This is a genomic window from Seinonella peptonophila (assembly GCF_900129355.1).
GTDB lineage: Bacteria > Bacillota > Bacilli > Thermoactinomycetales > Thermoactinomycetaceae > Seinonella > Seinonella peptonophila.
The window spans coordinates 240,376-257,667 of record NZ_FQVL01000003.1 but is presented as its reverse complement, the minus strand read 5'-3'; the positions used below and the strand labels follow the sequence as shown (position 1 = coordinate 257,667).

The window sequence follows — 17,292 nt, the reverse complement described above, 5'->3', positions numbered from 1 at the left end:
CTGTTTGTATCGTTCTGTTTCTAGAGGGCTGCTGAAGTGTACAAGCTTATAATTGGATGAAGATTACTTTATCCTTCAGATTACTTTGTTGATTAAAAGGTGGATGCTATGAATGAGATCAGAGTGAAGGTTCGCCAAGTGTTTCGTTATCTACTAGAAGTACGTAAAGCATGGGATAAACCTTATTTTCACCTTAATGAATATGAACATTGCTGGTGGCAAGAAGAGTTAGAAGGATGGGCAGGCATCGAATGGGGTGAACGAGTCGAAGATGCTTGGATGAAAGTATATCGTCCTGAGTCGATTCATCCGCTTAGTATACCTGATTCCTTGCAAGACGTGGTAACGAACTGGCAAGATCCACATGAGTCTCCTACGCTTATGAAAGGAAAAGAGGCTCAAGATCATGAGTTTCAAGAATGGGTAGAGATGAATTGGAAGCCTTGGGCTGGAAAAGTAAATGCTACAAAACAGACGAAGCAACTTTATGATTCGCTCTTTGCTCTGTATCAAAGACTGGATGATGAGAGTGCAACGATAGAAATTGCCTTTGCACATGGATTGGTACAATGGAAGACAGAGAAACAAGATATATCAAGACATTTATTCATTACACCACTTGAAGTAATGTTTGATCCAGAGCAAGGGATCTTTTCACTTTATCAGACAAGTAAAGGTACATACTTAGATGGAGCATGGTTAACACATATTGACGAATTAGAGAAAACAGCAATTTATGAATGGATGGATCAATGGGAGCAGGATTCTTTTCAACCAAGAAATGAATTTGAGTTGAAGAAGCATTTATCAACAGTAGCTCAGTTACTTGGTGAAAAGTCAGTGCTGCGTCCAACTTATCGAGCTTTAAAAGAATTAGAGTCATCTCCAATATTGGCATTTAGCCCAGCATTGATCGTCAGAAAAAAAGGACACTCTCTCTGGCAGAGAGAACTAGAGAAGATTATTCAACAATTGGAGAATGGATTGTCGATTCCATCACCACTTCAGCAGATTGTTTCAGAAGAAATCTTAACACCAGAAAAAGGATCAAGTTTAAAGCAGCCGCTTCTTTTCCCTTTGCCAGCAAATGATCAGCAGAAGGAGATCGTCACAAAGTTAAATCAATCAAGTGGTGTCGTCGTTCAAGGGCCACCAGGTACAGGTAAAAGTCACACGATTGCCAACTTGATTAGTCATTTATTGGCACAAGGGAAGCGTGTTTTGGTTACGAGTGAGAAGGAACAGGCTCTACGCGTCCTACAAGAAATGATTCCATCAGAGATCGCAGCGCTTTCGGTTTCATTACTCGGAAGTGATAGTCAGTCGTTGGGTCAACTTGATGACTCAATCAGACAAATTGTTGAAAATCTAGAAACAAAAGAGCCAAAAGTAATCGAAACAAAGATTGATAAATGGCAAAAGCGTTTAGCTGAGATTCAGACAGAGAAAAAAGCACTCAAACAGCAGATTGTTGCACGCTCACAACTGGAAGAACAACCAATTGGTTTGACAAATCCTTCGATGATTCCACAAGAGGCAACAAAGTGGTTAAAAGATCATAAAGAACAACACTGGATTCCTGATGTGATACCTTTTCAGACAGAAGAGCCATTAAATGAACAAGAAAAAGAACAATTGGTCGATGGTTTGAATCGTTTTCATCCTGATGTGTGGAAAGATTATCAACAAAACCGTCCTAAAACAGCAGATTTACTCACTCCAACTGCTTTTGAGCGAATGATTCAAGAATATGAACAGGCAACTGAAGAGAAACAAGGCAAAGAAAGTTTGATACATCATTGGAATATCAATGTACCGCTTTCCTCCTCTTTAGATAGTGCGATTAAGACGACAAATGAAGCTATTTTCAAGCTACGTACTTTTTCTTCTCAACGGTGGAAAATCATGATTTTAAAAGATATCGTGGCAGGCGGAGATCGTTTGCATAATTGGGAGGAATTCTTGGATGACGGTCGGGAGCGACTAAGCGTAATCAATGACCTTCAGAAAAATCTGATGGAATATGAAATTAAGCTGCCAATTGATCGTAAACATGGGTTGATTCGTGAAGACTTATTAACTGTCTTAGAAAGAATGGAAGAAAATAAAAATACAGGTTGGATGTTTCAACATCTGTTTGGTCGTAAGTTAGGATATATCTTTAAAGAGTGCTTTATTAATGATATCCCTCCTCGCCATGAAGATGATATTCGTCTGTTGATCGACTATATTGACTGGAGAGACTTGTTAAGTCGATTTGTCCTACGCTGGAACCGGATGATGGAATTTGTAGATGGTCCGTTTATAGAGGCTGATAATCACCGGCTTTTTGTAGAGATTACAGAGCAATTAGATGAAATCGAACAACTGCTTAATTGGAATGCAGAATGGGTTCTACCCCTTCATCAGTGGGTACAGGATTTAGGCGTTCCCTCTGCTGATTGGACACATATTGATTGGTTTCAGCAATTTTCTAAAGGGTTATATGCTTGTAAAACCTATTTAAAATGGAAACAGGTAGATCAATATTATCAACAGCTAGTGGAGAAGTTAACAGCAGGTAAAGAGAGCGGAGGGGCTCATCCTGTTTGGGGACAGTTGGAGGAAGCATGTCTACAAAAAGATGTTGATAAGTGGCGAGCTGCTTATCAGCAAATTCAAGAACGTGAGCAAGTTCAGAACGATTTTGAAGCATTTCATGTTTTGTTATCAAAGCTAAAGCTCATTTGTCCACAGTGGGTGCAGCAGTTCGTTACAGAGCGAAAAGAAAAAGATCGAGTAGTATGGCCAACTGACTGGTCAGATGCTTGGCTCGCAGCCCAACTTCGCACTTGGGTTGACGAATATCGTGCATTACCTTCTATTGATCAAATGGAAGAAGAGTTACTAGCGTTGGAAACGAAAGAGTTACAAATTACGCGGCATTTGGTGGCAGAGATGGCTTGGCAAGAGATGTTGTCACATATTACTCCTGAACAAAAGCGAAGTTTGATCAGTTGGTTTCAGAATATCAAAAAGATCGGAAAGGGTACTGGCAAATACGCTGATAAGTACCGCAGTGAAGCAAGTCGAGATATGAAGCGTTGCCAAGAAGCGATACCGGTCTGGATTATGCCATTGCATCGAGTAATTGAGACAATGGAACTGACCGAACAGCGCTTTGATGTTGTCATTGTGGATGAGAGCAGTCAAAGTAACCTTTTTGCTCTTTGTGGATTGATGCGGGGAGAAAAAGTTGTGATAGTTGGTGACGATAAACAAATTAGCCCTGAAGCAATTGGCTTTGATCGTCAGCTTAATCATGAACTGATGGAGCGATATTTAAAAGGTGTTCCACAAATGGCTCAGTTTGAGATTATGACAAGTCTTTATGATCTTTCAAGCCGTGTCTTTACGAGCAAAATTATGTTGAAAGAGCATTTTCGTTCTGTACCGGACATTATCCAATTTAGTAATCAGCAATTTTACGATAACCAGCTTGAATTACTACGCGTTCCAACAAAAGATGAGTTGTTTGAAGAGCCTTTGGTTTCGGTCCATGTTACAGATGGAAAGAGATCGAGCGGGACAAAGATGTTAAATATACCAGAAGCTGAGGCAATTGTAGAAAAGATCGTTGCCTGTTGCAATGATGAACGCTATAAGCATAAAACAATGGGCGTCATCTCGTTAATGCGAAGTGATCAAGCAAAATGGATAGAAAATCAGTTGCGTCAGAGAATCGGAGAAGCTGAACTACTGCGTCGAAAGCTGATCTGTGGCGATCCATATCGTTTTCAAGGAGATGAACGAGACGTGATCTTCCTTTCGCTTGTGGTCACTGAGGAAGGTTCACGTAGTGTATTAAACAAAGAGACAGATCGCCGACGATTTAATGTCGCAGCTAGCCGTGCCCGTGATCAACTCTTTCTCTTTCATTCCATATCGCTCTCATCGCTACATCCAAATTGTATGAGAGCTAGGCTACTACAGCATGTACAAGATCATAGAGCTGTGCATGCAGGGATTAAAGAAGAGATTCCCTATTTTGACCATTCAATGATTCAAGAAATCTATCAATGGCTTGATCAGCGGGGATATCAGGTTCGGACAGGTACTCCATACGGTGATCTCATTGTGGAGGGTGGTCGAGCAAGGTTAGCGATTCATTGTTTGTATGAAGCATGGGTAAATCAAGGAGAATGGCAAAATGACTGGTCTAAAAAACGTATCTTAAAACAGATGGGCTGGTCTTTCTATCATATCTTAGCCGGTGATTTTCATCTAAATGAGTCTGAAATCTTAACTCAATTAGAACAGCGTATAAAAGAGTTAGGAATCGAGCCAAGTGAAGAAAAGCTATCACGAAATGAATATGCACAAGAGTTTGTCGCTACGACTACCAATTATTTTTAACAAAAAGACCCTTCATTCCAAAACGGAGTGAAGGGTTTTCAATATGGGCTTTACGATTGGTCAGGAAGAATGATTGTTCAAATGCCTCAACATAATGAGGCTGTTAGCTGACATCAATACTCATCAACTTGGTGTGCTAAAATGGAGGTAGGATTCCTCAGAAAATTCCAAAACGAGAACGATAACCTCCAGCATGTGAATAACCTTACATACCTAATATTAAGAATATTTAGCATGTATTTCAATTACTTAATTGGTTAAATATGTGAATCTTTTTTGAACAATTTGTTTCCCTAGCTTTTTTTGCCCTATAAAATGGAAGCGAAATGTGTTTGTTCTGCCATGAGATAACTGGTGATGATAATGAAATATGTCTTAAAAATAGTATTTCTTTGCGAACTGTCACGCTATTATATTGTTTACCCTTATATAATTCGCTAGAATGTGCATTATTATTACATTGAAAGAGTATAAAGGGGGAATAGAGGCAGTGAAGAAACAACTACAAATTGGATGGTTGATCATTCTTGGATTGTTATTATTGTTCGGATGTTCAAATGAAAAGGAATTGGCGGCGGATCAAGTAGATCAACCTACTGCTGAGCAAAAGAGTGCATCAAAAGGAAAAATTTCAGGGAATCAAATTACATATGAATTAGATGATGTGATAGTCACTTTACCTATTCAATGGAAAGGTAAATATGAAGTATATTCAGGTTCTTATATAGGTGCTGAAAAAAGAACGGTTTTTCGTTATAAAGATAAAACAAGCGAACTCTTTTCGATTATTCAGTTTTCGATGAACAAAGAGAAATGGGATCAACAATATGGTGAGAGTCTGCTGAGTTATATCGGAACAAAGGGAGGGAAAACATATGCTTACTCAGTTCCCACAGAAGCTGAATCAAAATACTATGATAAGCAAGGGAACGTAAAGCCAGAGGGTAAAGAAATCACAAAAATGATGAATGATGATCTTCCACAGATCATAGAGAAAATCAAACTAAAGTGAGGAAGGTGATAATAGTTAAAATTATATATTCGAACAAAAAATAAAGATAACTATTCTCCATATGAATAATTTAAATACTCCAATCTCTATAAATATGTTAGTATAAGGATTAACCATAAGTACTTTTATTTATAGAGGGGGGGCTGTTATTGACTAGAAAATGGACAATTGCAATTATCTCCATTTTGGTCTCTCTTGTCATTGCGGTTTACGTTGTTTTGGAAAAGGACCCTGACTTGATCAGTAAAGGTGCTGAAACTTTTCATATTGATGAAAGTTTATTGCTAGGGTCTAAGAAGAGCACGAAAACGTCAAAAGCAACAAGTAATAAACCTATCAATGCTGACGTCTCATGTGACAAGAATCACTCCCTTAACCTCAGTCTAAAATCAAATGGCAAAATTGTTGATCAAAAGAAAGTCAATTGCAAAAAAGGAAGCCAGTCTATTACATTTGATTCTGCTGGAAAAGTAAAAAAAGGTGATCAATTTAACATTGATGTAGAATCTGGTGACTTGGACTTAGCTCAAGGACAGGCACAAAGTAATGGACAAAATAAGAATCAAGGTAAAGGCTTACCTACAAGCTCAGATCAACAAACTCCTGCGCCGGAAGGCAATACAACAGATACGCCTTCAGGCGATGAAGATTTACCTGTTGCAACAGCAAAAGGTAAACCATCAATCAACGATGACCTTGGTGGGGCAACAACAAACAAGCCCAGTACATCGGTTGTAAATACAGTTGCCAGCACTCTCTTTGGTGCAATCGGTTGGGATGATCATCCGATTATTGCCCAAAAACCGAATAAAAACAATGGCGATAATGGCATAGATACTTCGACAACTGTTGCAACCAATAAACAAAATCCACAAACCGAGACACCACAAACACCAACAGAAGAGACTGTTACGACCCCACCAAAGAATGAGACTGTAACTCCAAATCCTTCTCAGAAGGAAGAAGAGAAACCGTCAAAAACTGAAGAAACACCAAAAGTAGAAGAAAAACCATCAAAAACTGAAGAAACACCAAAAGTAGAAGAAAAGCCGTCAAAAACTGAAGAAACACCAAAAGTGGAAGAAAAACCATCAAAAACTGAAGAAACTCCTAAAAAAGAAGAAAAGTCAACAGTTAAAGTACCTTCAGTGGTTACACCAATCCCTGATGTAACCAAAACTATTCCAACAATTAAACCAGTTGTCAATAAACCCAAAGTGAAAGTTCATATCGAAGCAGGACAAGATCAACCACAAAACCAACAACAACAAAAGCAACCACCTGCTCAAGGAAACAGTACCCAAGGTGATAGCACTCAGGGTAGTAGCACCCAAGGAAACAGTACACAAGGAAGCACCCAAGATGATAGCACTCAGGGTGGTAGCACCCAAGGAAACAGTACACAAGGAAGTACGCAAGGGGATAGCACTCAGGGTGATAGCACCCAAGGAAACAGTACACAAGGAAGTACGCAAGGGGATAGCACTCAGGGTGATAGCACCCAAGGAAACAGTACACAAGGAAGCACCCAAGGTGATAGCACTCAGGGTGGTAGCACCCAAGGAAACAGTACACAAGGAAGTACGCAAGGGGATAGCACTCAAGGCGGTAGCACCCAAGGAAACAGTACACAAGGAAGTACCCAAGGTGATAGCACTCAGGGCAGTAGCACCCAAGGAAACAGTACACAAGGAAGTACGCAAGGGGATAGCACTCAGGGCAGTAGTACCCAAGGAAACAGTACACAAGGAAGTACGCAAGGGGATAGCACTCAAGGCGGTAGTACCCAAGGAAACAGTACACAAGGAAGTACGCAAGGGGATAGCACTCAAGGTAGTAGCACCCAAGGTGGCAATGCCCAAGAGGGTAGTACTCAAGGTAGTAGCACCCAAGGTGGCAATGCTCAAGAGGGTAGCACGCAAGGTAGTAGCACCCAAGGTAGTACTACACAAGGTGATAGTAACAATAAGCAAGAACAACCACCAAAAATTGAACAACCACCAAAAATTGAGCAACCTAAAAATCCATCGCAAGATAATAACTCAACACCGCCAAAGAAAGATGAAAAATCTGAGAAAGTTAGCTATACATTCCCTGGTGCTAAGAAATTTGAGCAAGAGTCAAAAGGTAATCATGTCGTAGCACTTGCACGATTGCTTAAAAAATCAGGTTATTATCAAGGTGGCTCTGAGAATGCTGCATTTAAACCAGGCCAATCTGAAATCTCCAATGAACTGAAAAAGTTCCAGCAAGATCAAGGTTGGAAAGGCAAAGATGCCGATGGTGTTCCAGGAGAAGAAACTTGGAAAAGACTTTTGAGCAATTCAAAAGGCGGATTCCCTGGTGAACATTACTTTATCAAGTATAATGAGATGCAGAATCATGGCTACTTTGTTAAAAAGGTTGAGAAGCAGTTAGTGAAAAAAGGTGTCCTAAAAGAGGCAACAGGTTCTGGGGACTTCTCTAAAATCAAAAGTGCAATGAAGAAATTCCAGGATCAGCATCAAAAAGAGCTAGGAGAACCTGGTACAGGATATCCTGGCAAGATTACCTGGGGGCTGTTATTTGATAAGTAATTTGATAACCACGTAAGCAGTTCAACTGCCTATGTGGTTTTCTTTTTGGAGGGTATCATGCAAAAAAATAGGAAAATATTAATGATTATAATAGTATTAATATTTATTGTGATATTGGGTGTAATGGGGTGGCTATATGTTGCTTTCAATGAAATGAAATACAATTTAAAAGGTCTTCATCCGACGGTGAAGCAGTCCATGGAACAATTGATTAAGAAAAGCAAGCAACGTGGTATTGAGATCAGAATTACAGAAGGATTTCGATCGATCAATAAACAAAATCAACTTTATCAGCTTGGTCGATCAAAGCCAGGTGCCATCGTGACATATGCTAAAGGTGGACAATCTTATCACAACTATGGATTGGCCATTGATTTTGCGATATATGATCCCAAAAGAAGGAAAATCATTTGGGATTTAGCTTATGATGGAAATCAAAACGGTAAATCTGATTGGATGGAAGTGGTGACGGAAGCGAAAAAATTAGGATTTGACTGGGGGGGAGATTGGCAAGGCTTTAAAGATACACCACACTTAGAGATGACATTTGGTCAAACAATATGGGAACTATATATTCAAACAAAAACGGTGCATGCTCTTAAATGAAATGATTTGTTTTTTAGACTCTCCCTAATAAGAAAAGACCAAATAACGCAAAAGCGGTTCCAGACAAACGGTGAAGCCATAAAAAAAGCTTTTTATTAAAACGGTGTCGAAGTTGATGGACAAACAGGCAGAGTGTGATCCACCAAAGCAGAGAACTAAGAAAAATGCCTATAATCAACAGACTATTAGCATAAATAGCAGAATGTATATGCGCGTTTCCTACACTTGTGAGTAAAGTAACAAATGTAACCAGTGTCATTGGATTCGTACCTGTAATCATGAGTCCTGTTACATAACCGCCAGTTAAAGGTCTTTCATGAAGTTGAGGCTTTTTCCGAAATAGTTGTATTCCAATTATACATAGATAGAGACCGCCTAATAAGTGAAACCAAAATCTGTGTTCAGTTACAAAATGCGATAAAATGGTTAAGCTCAAGATTGTAATCGAACCGAGAATCAAATGTGCGGTAGCAGCTCCAAAACCAGTGAGATAACCAGCACGTTGTCCTGCTGCTAATGTTCTTCGAATACACAAAATCCCCACTGGACCTATTGGTACGGCAATTGAGAAACCAACCAATAAGCCTTGGAACAGATGTGACAACATTGAATTGAAACCCCCTAGCATATCGTTTGCATAGTATAACCAAGCAGAAACAAACGAATGCAGGTAGGTTTTTATTTTTTATTTATATTGACATAATACTTGTTACCACTTTATAATAATTATAAATAAATCATGGATAAAAAATAATAATCATTATCAATAAGGAGGGAGTCGTTTGAAACGTTACGGTGAGCTGATTGCAGCACTTAGTTCTGGGCTCTTAACACTGATTGCATGGAAGATAGATGGATCACAACATCATGTAGCGATTACCCTCTTTATTCTTGCATATGTAATCGGCGGTTATGTGAAAGCAAAAGAGGGTTGGTTTACACTCATTCAGGAAAGAGAACTTGATGTTAATTTTTTAATGTTTTTTGCGGCCATAGGCGCAGCAAGTATCGGATATTGGATGGAAGGTGCTTTATTGATCTTCATTTTCTCTTTAAGCGGTGCTTTAGAGACTTATACACTGGCCAGGAGTGAACGAGATCTATCTTCATTAATGGAGTTTAAGCCAGATCAGGCAAGGATTTATACAAATCAAGGTATTGAAAAAATGATTCCCAGTGAAGAACTGAAGATCGGGGATATCATTGTTATTAAACCTGGGGAGAGAATTCCGGCTGATGGTACAATAAAACAAGGAGATTCATCAATTGAACAGGCAATGATTACAGGTGAGTCAATACCAGTAGAGCGGTCTGTTGGCGATGAAGTTTATGCCGGAACATTAAATGGAACGGGTATGTTAGTCGTAGAAGTATCACGACCAACGGAAGAGACACTATTAGCGAAAATTATGAAACGGTTAGAAGAAGTTCGCTTGGAAGTACCAATTTCTCAACAACGAATTGAGCGATTTGAAAAGTTTTATGCAAAAGCAGTAGTGATGATCACGTTGTTGCTGATTGTCATTCCACCTACTTTGTTATCTTGGACTTGGTCTGATAGCCTTTATCGGGCAATGATTTTTTTAGTTGTTGCATCACCTTGCGCATTAGTAGCTTCTATTATGCCGGCATTGCTTTCAGCCATTTCAAGTGGGGCAAGAAAGGGTCTGCTATACAAAAATGGAACACAAGTTGAAAAAATGGCAAACGTACGTGTCGTCGCCTTTGATAAGACTGGCACCTTGACGCAAGGTAAAATTGTAGTAACTGATCTGGTTACTTTTGCTAATGACTCACATCAGCTGATACAGTATGCAAGTTCGATTGAACGAGGTTCTGAACATCCCATCGCACAAGCAATTGTCCAATACGGACTTGACCGAGATGTTACGCTGTTGCCACTCACGACAATGAAAGCTAGAGCTGGATGGGGAGTTGAAGCCGAAATATCAGGCGAGCATTGGCAAATTGGAAAACCGCTTATGTTTTCTTCCCTAACTGATGAAATACAGGAAACGATTACAAAATATGAGCAACAAGGGCAAACAGTAGTCCTGATCGGTAAAGAAGGGCATATCTATGGATTATTTGCGCTGCAAGATCAAATTCGACCAGAAGCAAAAATGGTGATTTCAGAGCTTCGTAAACGTGGAATTTTAACAGCTATGTTAACAGGTGATCAACATATTACAGCTGAAGCGATTGCTGCCGAAGCTGGTATTGATCTTGTATTTAGTGAGTTGCTTCCTGATCAAAAGGTAGCTTGCATTGAGAAGCTAAAAGCATTACATGGTGAAGTTGCGATGATTGGGGACGGTATCAATGACGCACCTGCCTTAGCAAAGGCACAAGTTGGGATTGCAATGGGGAAACATGGATCTGATATAACTTTGGAGACAGCAGATATTGTTTTGATGAATGATAATCTTGCTCAGATTTCACATGCTATTACGATGAGTCATCGTTTACACCGGGTTGTCAAACAAAATCTTTTGTTTGCTTTAGCTGTTATTTTATGTTTGATTGCTGCTAATTTTATGCAGTCAATGACACTTCCTTTAGGAGTTATTGGTCATGAAGGTAGTACATTATTGGTTATTCTCAATGGTTTAAGGCTGCTTAGATAGGTTTATAAGTAATATTAAAAGGGAATATATATTCTGATATCGTATTTTCAGATCCATAAGGAGTTGATCAGTTGGACCGTTATCAACTGGCACGTCAATTACAGTCAATCCTACTCGATCTGGAAAAAGCTGAAGAGGCATATTTTCAATATCGTGCTCGCCTAGCTGATATTAAGTACCGGATTTCTCTTAAAGAAAGTGAGCTTGTAGTCAGTACAGATTTAATCGATGGGAAAAATGAAGATACTCGTAAACGGCAACTTTTTCATCATACAAGTTCATTACACAAAGAAAAAACAAAAGTGATCGAGCAGTTAGAAAAAGCAAAGCGAAGAGTAGAGGGATTAGAGCGTAAGTATCAAACTGCTCAATTAACGATCCGGCTTTTATTAACTCCAGGCTTTGAAATTTCATTTCTCGATGAATCGATTTTATCATAAACAGTGCTAAGAAGCTCTCCGTGTATATGGAGAGCTTCTTTAAGTTATTTCTTGCATTAATTGGCTATTTGTATTAATATCATAAAGAAATTATATCAAATATTACATAAGCAGGTGGGATTTATGATTATTTGGAGAGGGTGGGGGATTTTAGTAATTTTCGTCACCGCACTTTGCTATTTGGTGGGTGGATTGATTGCTATGCAATTGCTATCATTGCAAGAATCATCCATATTAGCTCAATCCATTATTTTAATCTTTTACTTTATCGCGGGCGGTCTTAATTTTTTGATCGGACGAAAATTGAATGAAAATCTTGATTCATCTTATCATAGTCTCTTGTTTATCCGAATGGAGTATTGGGGCCTGATAATTCCGTTAATTGGAATCGGTGTTTATATCAATCATCTTATCAGTTAAAACCAACCATTTACATAATGGTTGGTTTTTTAGCTTGGTTTTCATGTAATACTTGCTTAACTGCTTCTGCTACTGAGTCAACAACATGTACTGCCTCTTTTTGAACGCCTGGGTCTGCATGACGCATTGCATAGCTGTTTGAGACGATCTGAAACATAGGCACATCATTATATGCATCGCCAACACAGGCAACCTCTGAAAGAGAGATTCCCAAATGGTCAATTAACCGTTGAACACCAAAGCCTTTTGAGATACCTTTTGGTACGACATCCACACAATAAGGGCTTGATAAGAAAAGATCAACATGTTGGCGATAATCTTTATGATCCAGTTGTTGCATAAAACGGAGGAGAGGTTCTTTTTCACCAATAAAACAAAATTTGCATGGAAGTACTGATTCATCAAGTTGTTCAACAATGAAGCGATCCTCAATAACAGGTAATTGCATCTTAGAAGAGTATTCCTTCGCCTCTTCTGAAAGGTATGGTGTATATGTTTGCTCAGCCACGTTAATATAGAGCTGAAAGTTGTATCCAGTTGCTTCCTCGATTATTTGCTTGGTTACCAATGGTGGTAAAATGGCTGAAGCTAATTCATCTCCTTGTGCTGTTCGTACGTAGACACCATTTTGACTAATTCGATGGCAAGGATGATCTAGTTGATCCACAATATATTGAAATTCTGCTTCTGATCGTCCTGTTGCGATCGCAAATTCGGTTCCTGAGTCAATCAGTCGGTCAATTGCTGCTCGATCCCTTGGATGAATATCTTTATCATCATCGAGTAGTGTATGATCTAGGTCTGTAACAAATAGTTTAATCATCGCGACCCCTCTTTTAATAAACATTAAATCCATTCTAACACAACATAACAAATAAGAAAAAACCCTATCGTAAATGATAGGGTCTCAGACTGAAGAAAAACCTAATGAGCGAGTGGAGAGGTGAACGGCAAAGCTCCATTTAGGGCACCACTTAGCGGAATGGCAGCTGAAGCGGCATTTTCTATACGGGCAAACTGTTCGAGTCTCCGCAGGCGTATGCCGGAGGAGGCAAGTTTTGCCCGGCCGCGAAGGCTGTCAGGAAGCGGGCAGTCACACATCTTCGCAAGCCCGGTCGGAGCGTGCCGGGAACCACGATCACGAGCCGATCAAGAGACTTTGTCTACAAGCTGAAACCCTATCGTAAATGATAGGGTCTTAGATTAATTGTCACAGTTTTTTTGTGACGAGCTTTTGGTTTTTTCTAACCAATTTTGAATCGAGATTGAAACCAGATGTTCTGGCTCTTTAGCTTGTTCTGTTGTACATGGATGTTTCTGAGAAGATTTGGGAATTGCTAATTTTGACTGCTTTTGATCACTGGTCGATTGTTGAGCAGTTGCCTTCTTCTCTGCAGGATGATCAAAGGTGATCATTTTTGAAGCTGTCAATTCTTGCTCATCAGCTTCTCCTTGGAAAAAAACTTCTAGTCGATTTTGATGTTCTTTCAAGCCATCAGAAGAGAAGATTGCTTCAACCTCTTTGGTGGTTGTATTGGTGATCCGCTTGCCATTTAGCTCGATCCGCCAGAGCCCTTTTCCCTCTGTAATATCGATCAGTGAGGCGTTTACAAACAGAAGGTGCTTCCGTAAACGAAAGCTAATATCTAAGTAATTTTGGTTTTGAGCAACAACTTTCTTTTTCTTTTGCTGAACAGGTTTTGGAAGAGGCGTTTTGTCAGTCTCTTTTTTTTCTTTCTTCACTACGTTTGGTTTCTTTTCTTGTTCAGGCTTTGTAGTGGGCTCTTCCGTTTTTTCCTTTGGTGTTTTAGTAGATTCATCGTTTGGATCTTCTTTTTTCTCAGGTTGTGTATCATTTTGAATGGAATAGAGTAAAATATTTTTCTGTTCAAGCTGTTCAAGAACTTGTTGATCTGTAGGTTGCTCTGACTGATCATTATTAGCAAATGCGGAAACAGGACTTACCAAGAGTGTCCCTGTTAGGATAAAGCAGATTGGTGCAAATCTCGGCAAACAAATACCTCCTTTGTTTACATACATCTTTTTACAATACATGTAGTGGGCATAACACAATTCATCATATCGACAAGCATCAAGCTAGCAAATTAGAACCCACAAACTAAGTCATAAAGGCGGCTTTTGAAGACCAATCTTCCTTTACATATAGTTTTTTCAGTGTTTCCGCACTCGATAGACTTATTATATAGTAAGGGACTCGACTGAACAACGTTGCTTTTCTAAGTAGTTCAAGCAAAATAACCTGTTTCCTTATTTTTTTATGGAGCAAATTGACAATCTGTAGGTTAAAATACCTTATATAAGATTAAATTTTATAGGAGGACAAAATGAAATTTATAGATAATCAAAATATTAACGATCCTCGTATCAATTTAGCGATAGAAGAATATGCCTTACGTCACTTACAGACAGATGATACATTTTTATTGTTTTATATAAATCAACCTTCGATTATTATTGGGAAACACCAAAATACAGTTGAGGAAATTCATGTGGACTATGTGAATGAAAATCAGATTCATGTAGTGCGGAGACTTTCCGGTGGTGGGGCTGTTTATCATGATTTGGGCAATTTGAATTTTAGCTTTATTACGCCTGATGATGGTAAGAGCTTTGCCAACTTCCGGAAATTTACCGAACCTGTGATCGAAGCATTACATCAACTAGGTGTACCAGCCGAGTTAAGCGGGCGAAATGATATTCTGGTAGATGGTAAAAAAATATCAGGTAATGCACAGTTTTCATCACGTGGGCGGATGTTTAGCCATGGTACATTAATGTTTCATGTGCAACTAGAAGACGTAGCGAAAGCGCTGCAAGTGAAACAAGAAAAGATTGAGTCTAAAGGAATCAAATCGGTTAGAAGTCGCGTCGCAAATATTAAGGATTACTTAACCATTTCACTTGATATTCATCAATTTCAGCAGCGATTGCTTCATTCGATCTTTGGAACTGATCAAGCCATTCCAGAATATCACTTAACAGCCGAGGATTGGAAAGTGATTAATCAAATATCAAAAGAGCGTTACCAAAACTGGGATTGGAACTATGGGGAGTCTCCAGAATTCAATTTACAACAAAGTTATCGTTTCTCTTTTGGATTGGTCGATGTTCGATTAAATGTTGGCGAAAAAGGTATGATTCAATCATGTAAAATTTATGGAGACTTTTTTAGTCCGGGTGAAATTAGCGAATTAGAACGGCATCTGATCGGCGTTCGCTATCAACGAGAGTCGTTACAACAAGCACTATCGACAATCCCATTTGAACACTATTTTCCTAATCTAAGTGTCGATGAATTTGTAAAGCTAGTGTACTAAAATTGTAATCATTTATAAGATTGTTGGTTAGCTTTTAATCTTGGAAGGAATCCTGTTTTCCAAATGCTACGAAAGTGCGTTCGTCATCGATTAATCCACAAATGCCGCATTGAACTCGATATGGTTCCCCTTGATATTGAAATTGGAGTGGGTCTGAAAGAGGAACATGTTCGATCATCTTACCTGTTGAGGGGTCTTTGCGAATCGGATGCACAACTTGCTCTATCAGATTAAAGCGACTACGATTTGTCTTACAGGCTGGGCAACAGTATACAGAATTCATCAGATCAGCTCCTTTGAAAGTAGTATTTCATTTTTTGACTCAATTATCAGGAACGAAAAAAGCGCACCTCTAATGAGATGCTCAAACTGATGAAAAACCTAATAGGCGAGTGAGAGATGATCGGCAAAGCTCCATTTCGGGCGCAACTTAGCAAATGGCAGTTGAAGAGGCATTTTCCTTTCGGACAAACTGTTCAAGCCTCAGTAGGCGTATGCCAGAGGAGACGAGTTTTGCTCGGTCGGGAAGGCTGACAGACCGCGACAGCCTCACATCCTTGCTAGCCTGGTTCGGGGCGTCGCCGAGAACCACGATCACGAGCGGCAGATCAGGCGGCTTTGTCTACAAGCTTGCACAATTCTAATGAGGTGCTCAGACTGAAGAGACTGTTTTAGGTTGTAGTGAGATGGAAATCCATGAAGCAAGTAATGAAACGATCAATAGGATGCCAGCAAAGAGCGGATTAAAAGTAACCGTATGTGAGGCCCCTAAGATTAATCCACCTAAAGCAGCGCCACTCGCTGTTCCCAGTTGCATCACGCTATTATTTAAGCTGAGAATCAGGCTAGAGTTTTGACCAGATTGTTTGATCAGATATGATTGAATGGCAGGTGCAGTCATCCAAGCAAAACACATCCAAAAGATCGCAATTGCCAATGTTTTAACCAGTGTAGCCGTGATAAATTCTAAGCTGAAAAGGGCAAGCATGTTAATGATTAATGAGGAAACGATCATCTGTGATGTGCCAAATCGATCTGTACCAAATCCGCCTAGCTTTGACCCCAAGACTGCAAAGACTCCTAGTAGCATCATGGTCCAGCTAATTTCAGAGACGCTTAAATGAATGGTTGTTTGCAGAAATGGTGTCAGGTACGTATAAATCAATGCATAGCTTGCAATCCAAAATAATGAAATCAAAAGTCCTGTGATGATTTTTGTTTCTTTTAGCAATTTAAATTGCTGTTTAAATGGGACTGAGGCTTCCCCTTCAATCGAAGGTAATTTTCGAACAATCCCATACATCACAAAACTACTTAAAATAGCTAATATCAGAAAGATTGCTTTCCAATGGAAAAATTGTGTGATCAGAACACCTGCTGGTACACCAAAGACTAAGGAAGTACTCGATCCCATAATCACCGTGCCAATTGCTTGTCCCATTTTTTCAGGCGGAGTTAATTTTGCAGCCACACTAAGCGCCACGATTGTATAAAGGCCCCCACTTATCCCAAACAAAAGTCGACCCAAGAGCAGAATATAAAAGTTAGGGCTCCAGATCGTGATCAAATTAGCCAATATAAAGAAACTCAACGCTATGATCAATGTTTTTTTTCGATCGTATTTGGAAGTATAGCTGACTGCTAAAGGAGCGCCGATTGCACATGCCAAGGAATATGCCGTAACAAGTTGTCCTGTAAGGGCTAAGGAAATATGCAAATCCTTTGCAATGATGTTGACAATACCGCCTATAACAAGAGCTACTGTTCCAGTTAAAAAAGTTCCAATCGCTAGTAAATAGATGGTAAATCGATTCATGAATGAACACCTCAAAGAATATTTTATTAGTAGAAAATAAATAGTAATGGAAATAGAAAATT

At 39.3% G+C, this 17,292-nt stretch carries 13 protein-coding genes; 8 read left to right on the top strand and 5 right to left on the bottom strand.

Going from position 1 to position 17,292, the window contains the following annotated elements; translation table 11 throughout:
• Nucleotides 1–108: 108 nt before the first annotated feature.
• The 4 genes from BUB71_RS08045 (at nt 109) to BUB71_RS08030 (ending at nt 8,589) form a co-directional block, all read left to right on the top strand.
• Nucleotides 109–4,395 carry an AAA domain-containing protein gene (locus BUB71_RS08045; RefSeq protein ID WP_073154326.1) on the top strand — a complete coding sequence of 1,429 codons (4,287 nt, stop codon included), beginning with the start codon at nt 109–111 and terminating at the stop codon, nt 4,393–4,395.
• Between the two features lie 490 nt (nt 4,396–4,885).
• Complete coding sequence (locus BUB71_RS08040; RefSeq protein ID WP_073154325.1) at nt 4,886–5,407, top strand: hypothetical protein; 522 nt, start codon at nt 4,886–4,888, stop codon at nt 5,405–5,407.
• A 149-nt stretch (nt 5,408–5,556) separates the two neighbouring features.
• Complete coding sequence (locus BUB71_RS08035; RefSeq protein ID WP_073154324.1) at nt 5,557–7,983, top strand: hypothetical protein; 2,427 nt, start codon at nt 5,557–5,559, stop codon at nt 7,981–7,983.
• A 123-nt stretch (nt 7,984–8,106) separates the two neighbouring features.
• On the top strand, nt 8,107–8,589 hold the full coding sequence (locus tag BUB71_RS08030) for a M15 family metallopeptidase (protein ID WP_281248191.1): 483 nt from the start codon (nt 8,107–8,109) through the stop codon (nt 8,587–8,589).
• Nucleotides 8,590–8,602: 13 nt separating this feature from the next.
• Here the strand turns inward: BUB71_RS08030 and BUB71_RS08025 are convergent, their stop codons facing one another.
• Nucleotides 8,603–9,196, bottom strand: a complete 594-nt coding sequence (locus tag BUB71_RS08025; protein ID WP_073154322.1) for a LysE family translocator — start codon at nt 9,194–9,196, stop codon at nt 8,603–8,605.
• Between the two features lie 175 nt (nt 9,197–9,371).
• Here BUB71_RS08025 and BUB71_RS08020 point away from each other — a divergent pair, with 175 nt between their 5' ends.
• The 3 genes from BUB71_RS08020 to BUB71_RS08010 all read left to right on the top strand — a co-directional run bounded on the left by BUB71_RS08020 (nt 9,372) and on the right by BUB71_RS08010 (nt 12,076).
• Nucleotides 9,372–11,216 carry a heavy metal translocating P-type ATPase gene (locus BUB71_RS08020; RefSeq protein WP_073154321.1) on the top strand — a complete coding sequence of 615 codons (1,845 nt, stop codon included), beginning with the start codon at nt 9,372–9,374 and terminating at the stop codon, nt 11,214–11,216.
• Between the two features lie 71 nt (nt 11,217–11,287).
• Nucleotides 11,288–11,656, top strand: coding sequence for a hypothetical protein (locus BUB71_RS08015; RefSeq protein ID WP_073154320.1), 369 nt, complete (start codon nt 11,288–11,290; stop codon nt 11,654–11,656).
• A gap of 123 nt (nt 11,657–11,779) precedes the next feature.
• Nucleotides 11,780–12,076: a hypothetical protein gene (locus tag BUB71_RS08010; protein ID WP_073154319.1), complete on the top strand. Its 297-nt coding sequence runs from the start codon at nt 11,780–11,782 to the stop codon at nt 12,074–12,076.
• A gap of 10 nt (nt 12,077–12,086) precedes the next feature.
• On the opposite strand, the gene BUB71_RS08005 is transcribed toward BUB71_RS08010, so the two are convergent.
• The gene (locus BUB71_RS08005; RefSeq protein WP_073154318.1) at nt 12,087–12,899 is read right to left on the bottom strand and encodes a Cof-type HAD-IIB family hydrolase; all 813 of its coding nucleotides are present in this window, start codon (nt 12,897–12,899) and stop codon (nt 12,087–12,089) included.
• Nucleotides 12,900–13,279: 380 nt separating this feature from the next.
• Nucleotides 13,280–14,089: a hypothetical protein gene (locus BUB71_RS08000; RefSeq protein WP_073154317.1), complete on the bottom strand. Its 810-nt coding sequence runs from the start codon at nt 14,087–14,089 to the stop codon at nt 13,280–13,282.
• Nucleotides 14,090–14,421: 332 nt separating this feature from the next.
• Between BUB71_RS08000 and BUB71_RS07995 the strand changes: the two genes are divergently transcribed.
• Nucleotides 14,422–15,414 carry a lipoate--protein ligase gene (locus tag BUB71_RS07995; protein ID WP_073154316.1) on the top strand — a complete coding sequence of 331 codons (993 nt, stop codon included), beginning with the start codon at nt 14,422–14,424 and terminating at the stop codon, nt 15,412–15,414.
• 34 nt (nt 15,415–15,448) lie between these two features.
• Here the strand turns inward: BUB71_RS07995 and BUB71_RS07990 are convergent, their stop codons facing one another.
• Both BUB71_RS07990 and BUB71_RS07985 read right to left on the bottom strand, forming a co-directional pair.
• The gene (locus BUB71_RS07990) at nt 15,449–15,697 is read right to left on the bottom strand and encodes a DNA alkylation repair protein (protein ID WP_073154315.1); all 249 of its coding nucleotides are present in this window, start codon (nt 15,695–15,697) and stop codon (nt 15,449–15,451) included.
• Between the two features lie 369 nt (nt 15,698–16,066).
• Nucleotides 16,067–17,230, bottom strand: coding sequence for an MFS transporter (locus tag BUB71_RS07985; protein WP_073154314.1), 1,164 nt, complete (start codon nt 17,228–17,230; stop codon nt 16,067–16,069).
• Nucleotides 17,231–17,292: the final 62 nt, after the last annotated feature.

Excerpts from the sequence above, each read along its gene's own strand:
- BUB71_RS08005 (WP_073154318.1), bottom strand. The coding sequence starts at position 12,899 with ATGATTAAACTATTTGTTACAGACCTAGATCATACACTACTCGATGAT.
- BUB71_RS07995 (WP_073154316.1), top strand. The coding sequence starts at position 14,422 with ATGAAATTTATAGATAATCAAAATATTAACGATCCTCGTATCAATTTA.
- BUB71_RS07985 (WP_073154314.1), bottom strand. The coding sequence starts at position 17,230 with ATGAATCGATTTACCATCTATTTACTAGCGATTGGAACTTTTTTAACT.
- BUB71_RS07990 (WP_073154315.1), bottom strand. The coding sequence starts at position 15,697 with ATGAATTCTGTATACTGTTGCCCAGCCTGTAAGACAAATCGTAGTCGC.
- BUB71_RS08010 (WP_073154319.1), top strand. The coding sequence starts at position 11,780 with ATGATTATTTGGAGAGGGTGGGGGATTTTAGTAATTTTCGTCACCGCA.
- BUB71_RS08030 (WP_281248191.1), top strand. The coding sequence starts at position 8,107 with ATGGGGTGGCTATATGTTGCTTTCAATGAAATGAAATACAATTTAAAA.
- BUB71_RS08025 (WP_073154322.1), bottom strand. The coding sequence starts at position 9,196 with ATGTTGTCACATCTGTTCCAAGGCTTATTGGTTGGTTTCTCAATTGCC.
- BUB71_RS08045 (WP_073154326.1), top strand. The coding sequence starts at position 109 with ATGAATGAGATCAGAGTGAAGGTTCGCCAAGTGTTTCGTTATCTACTA.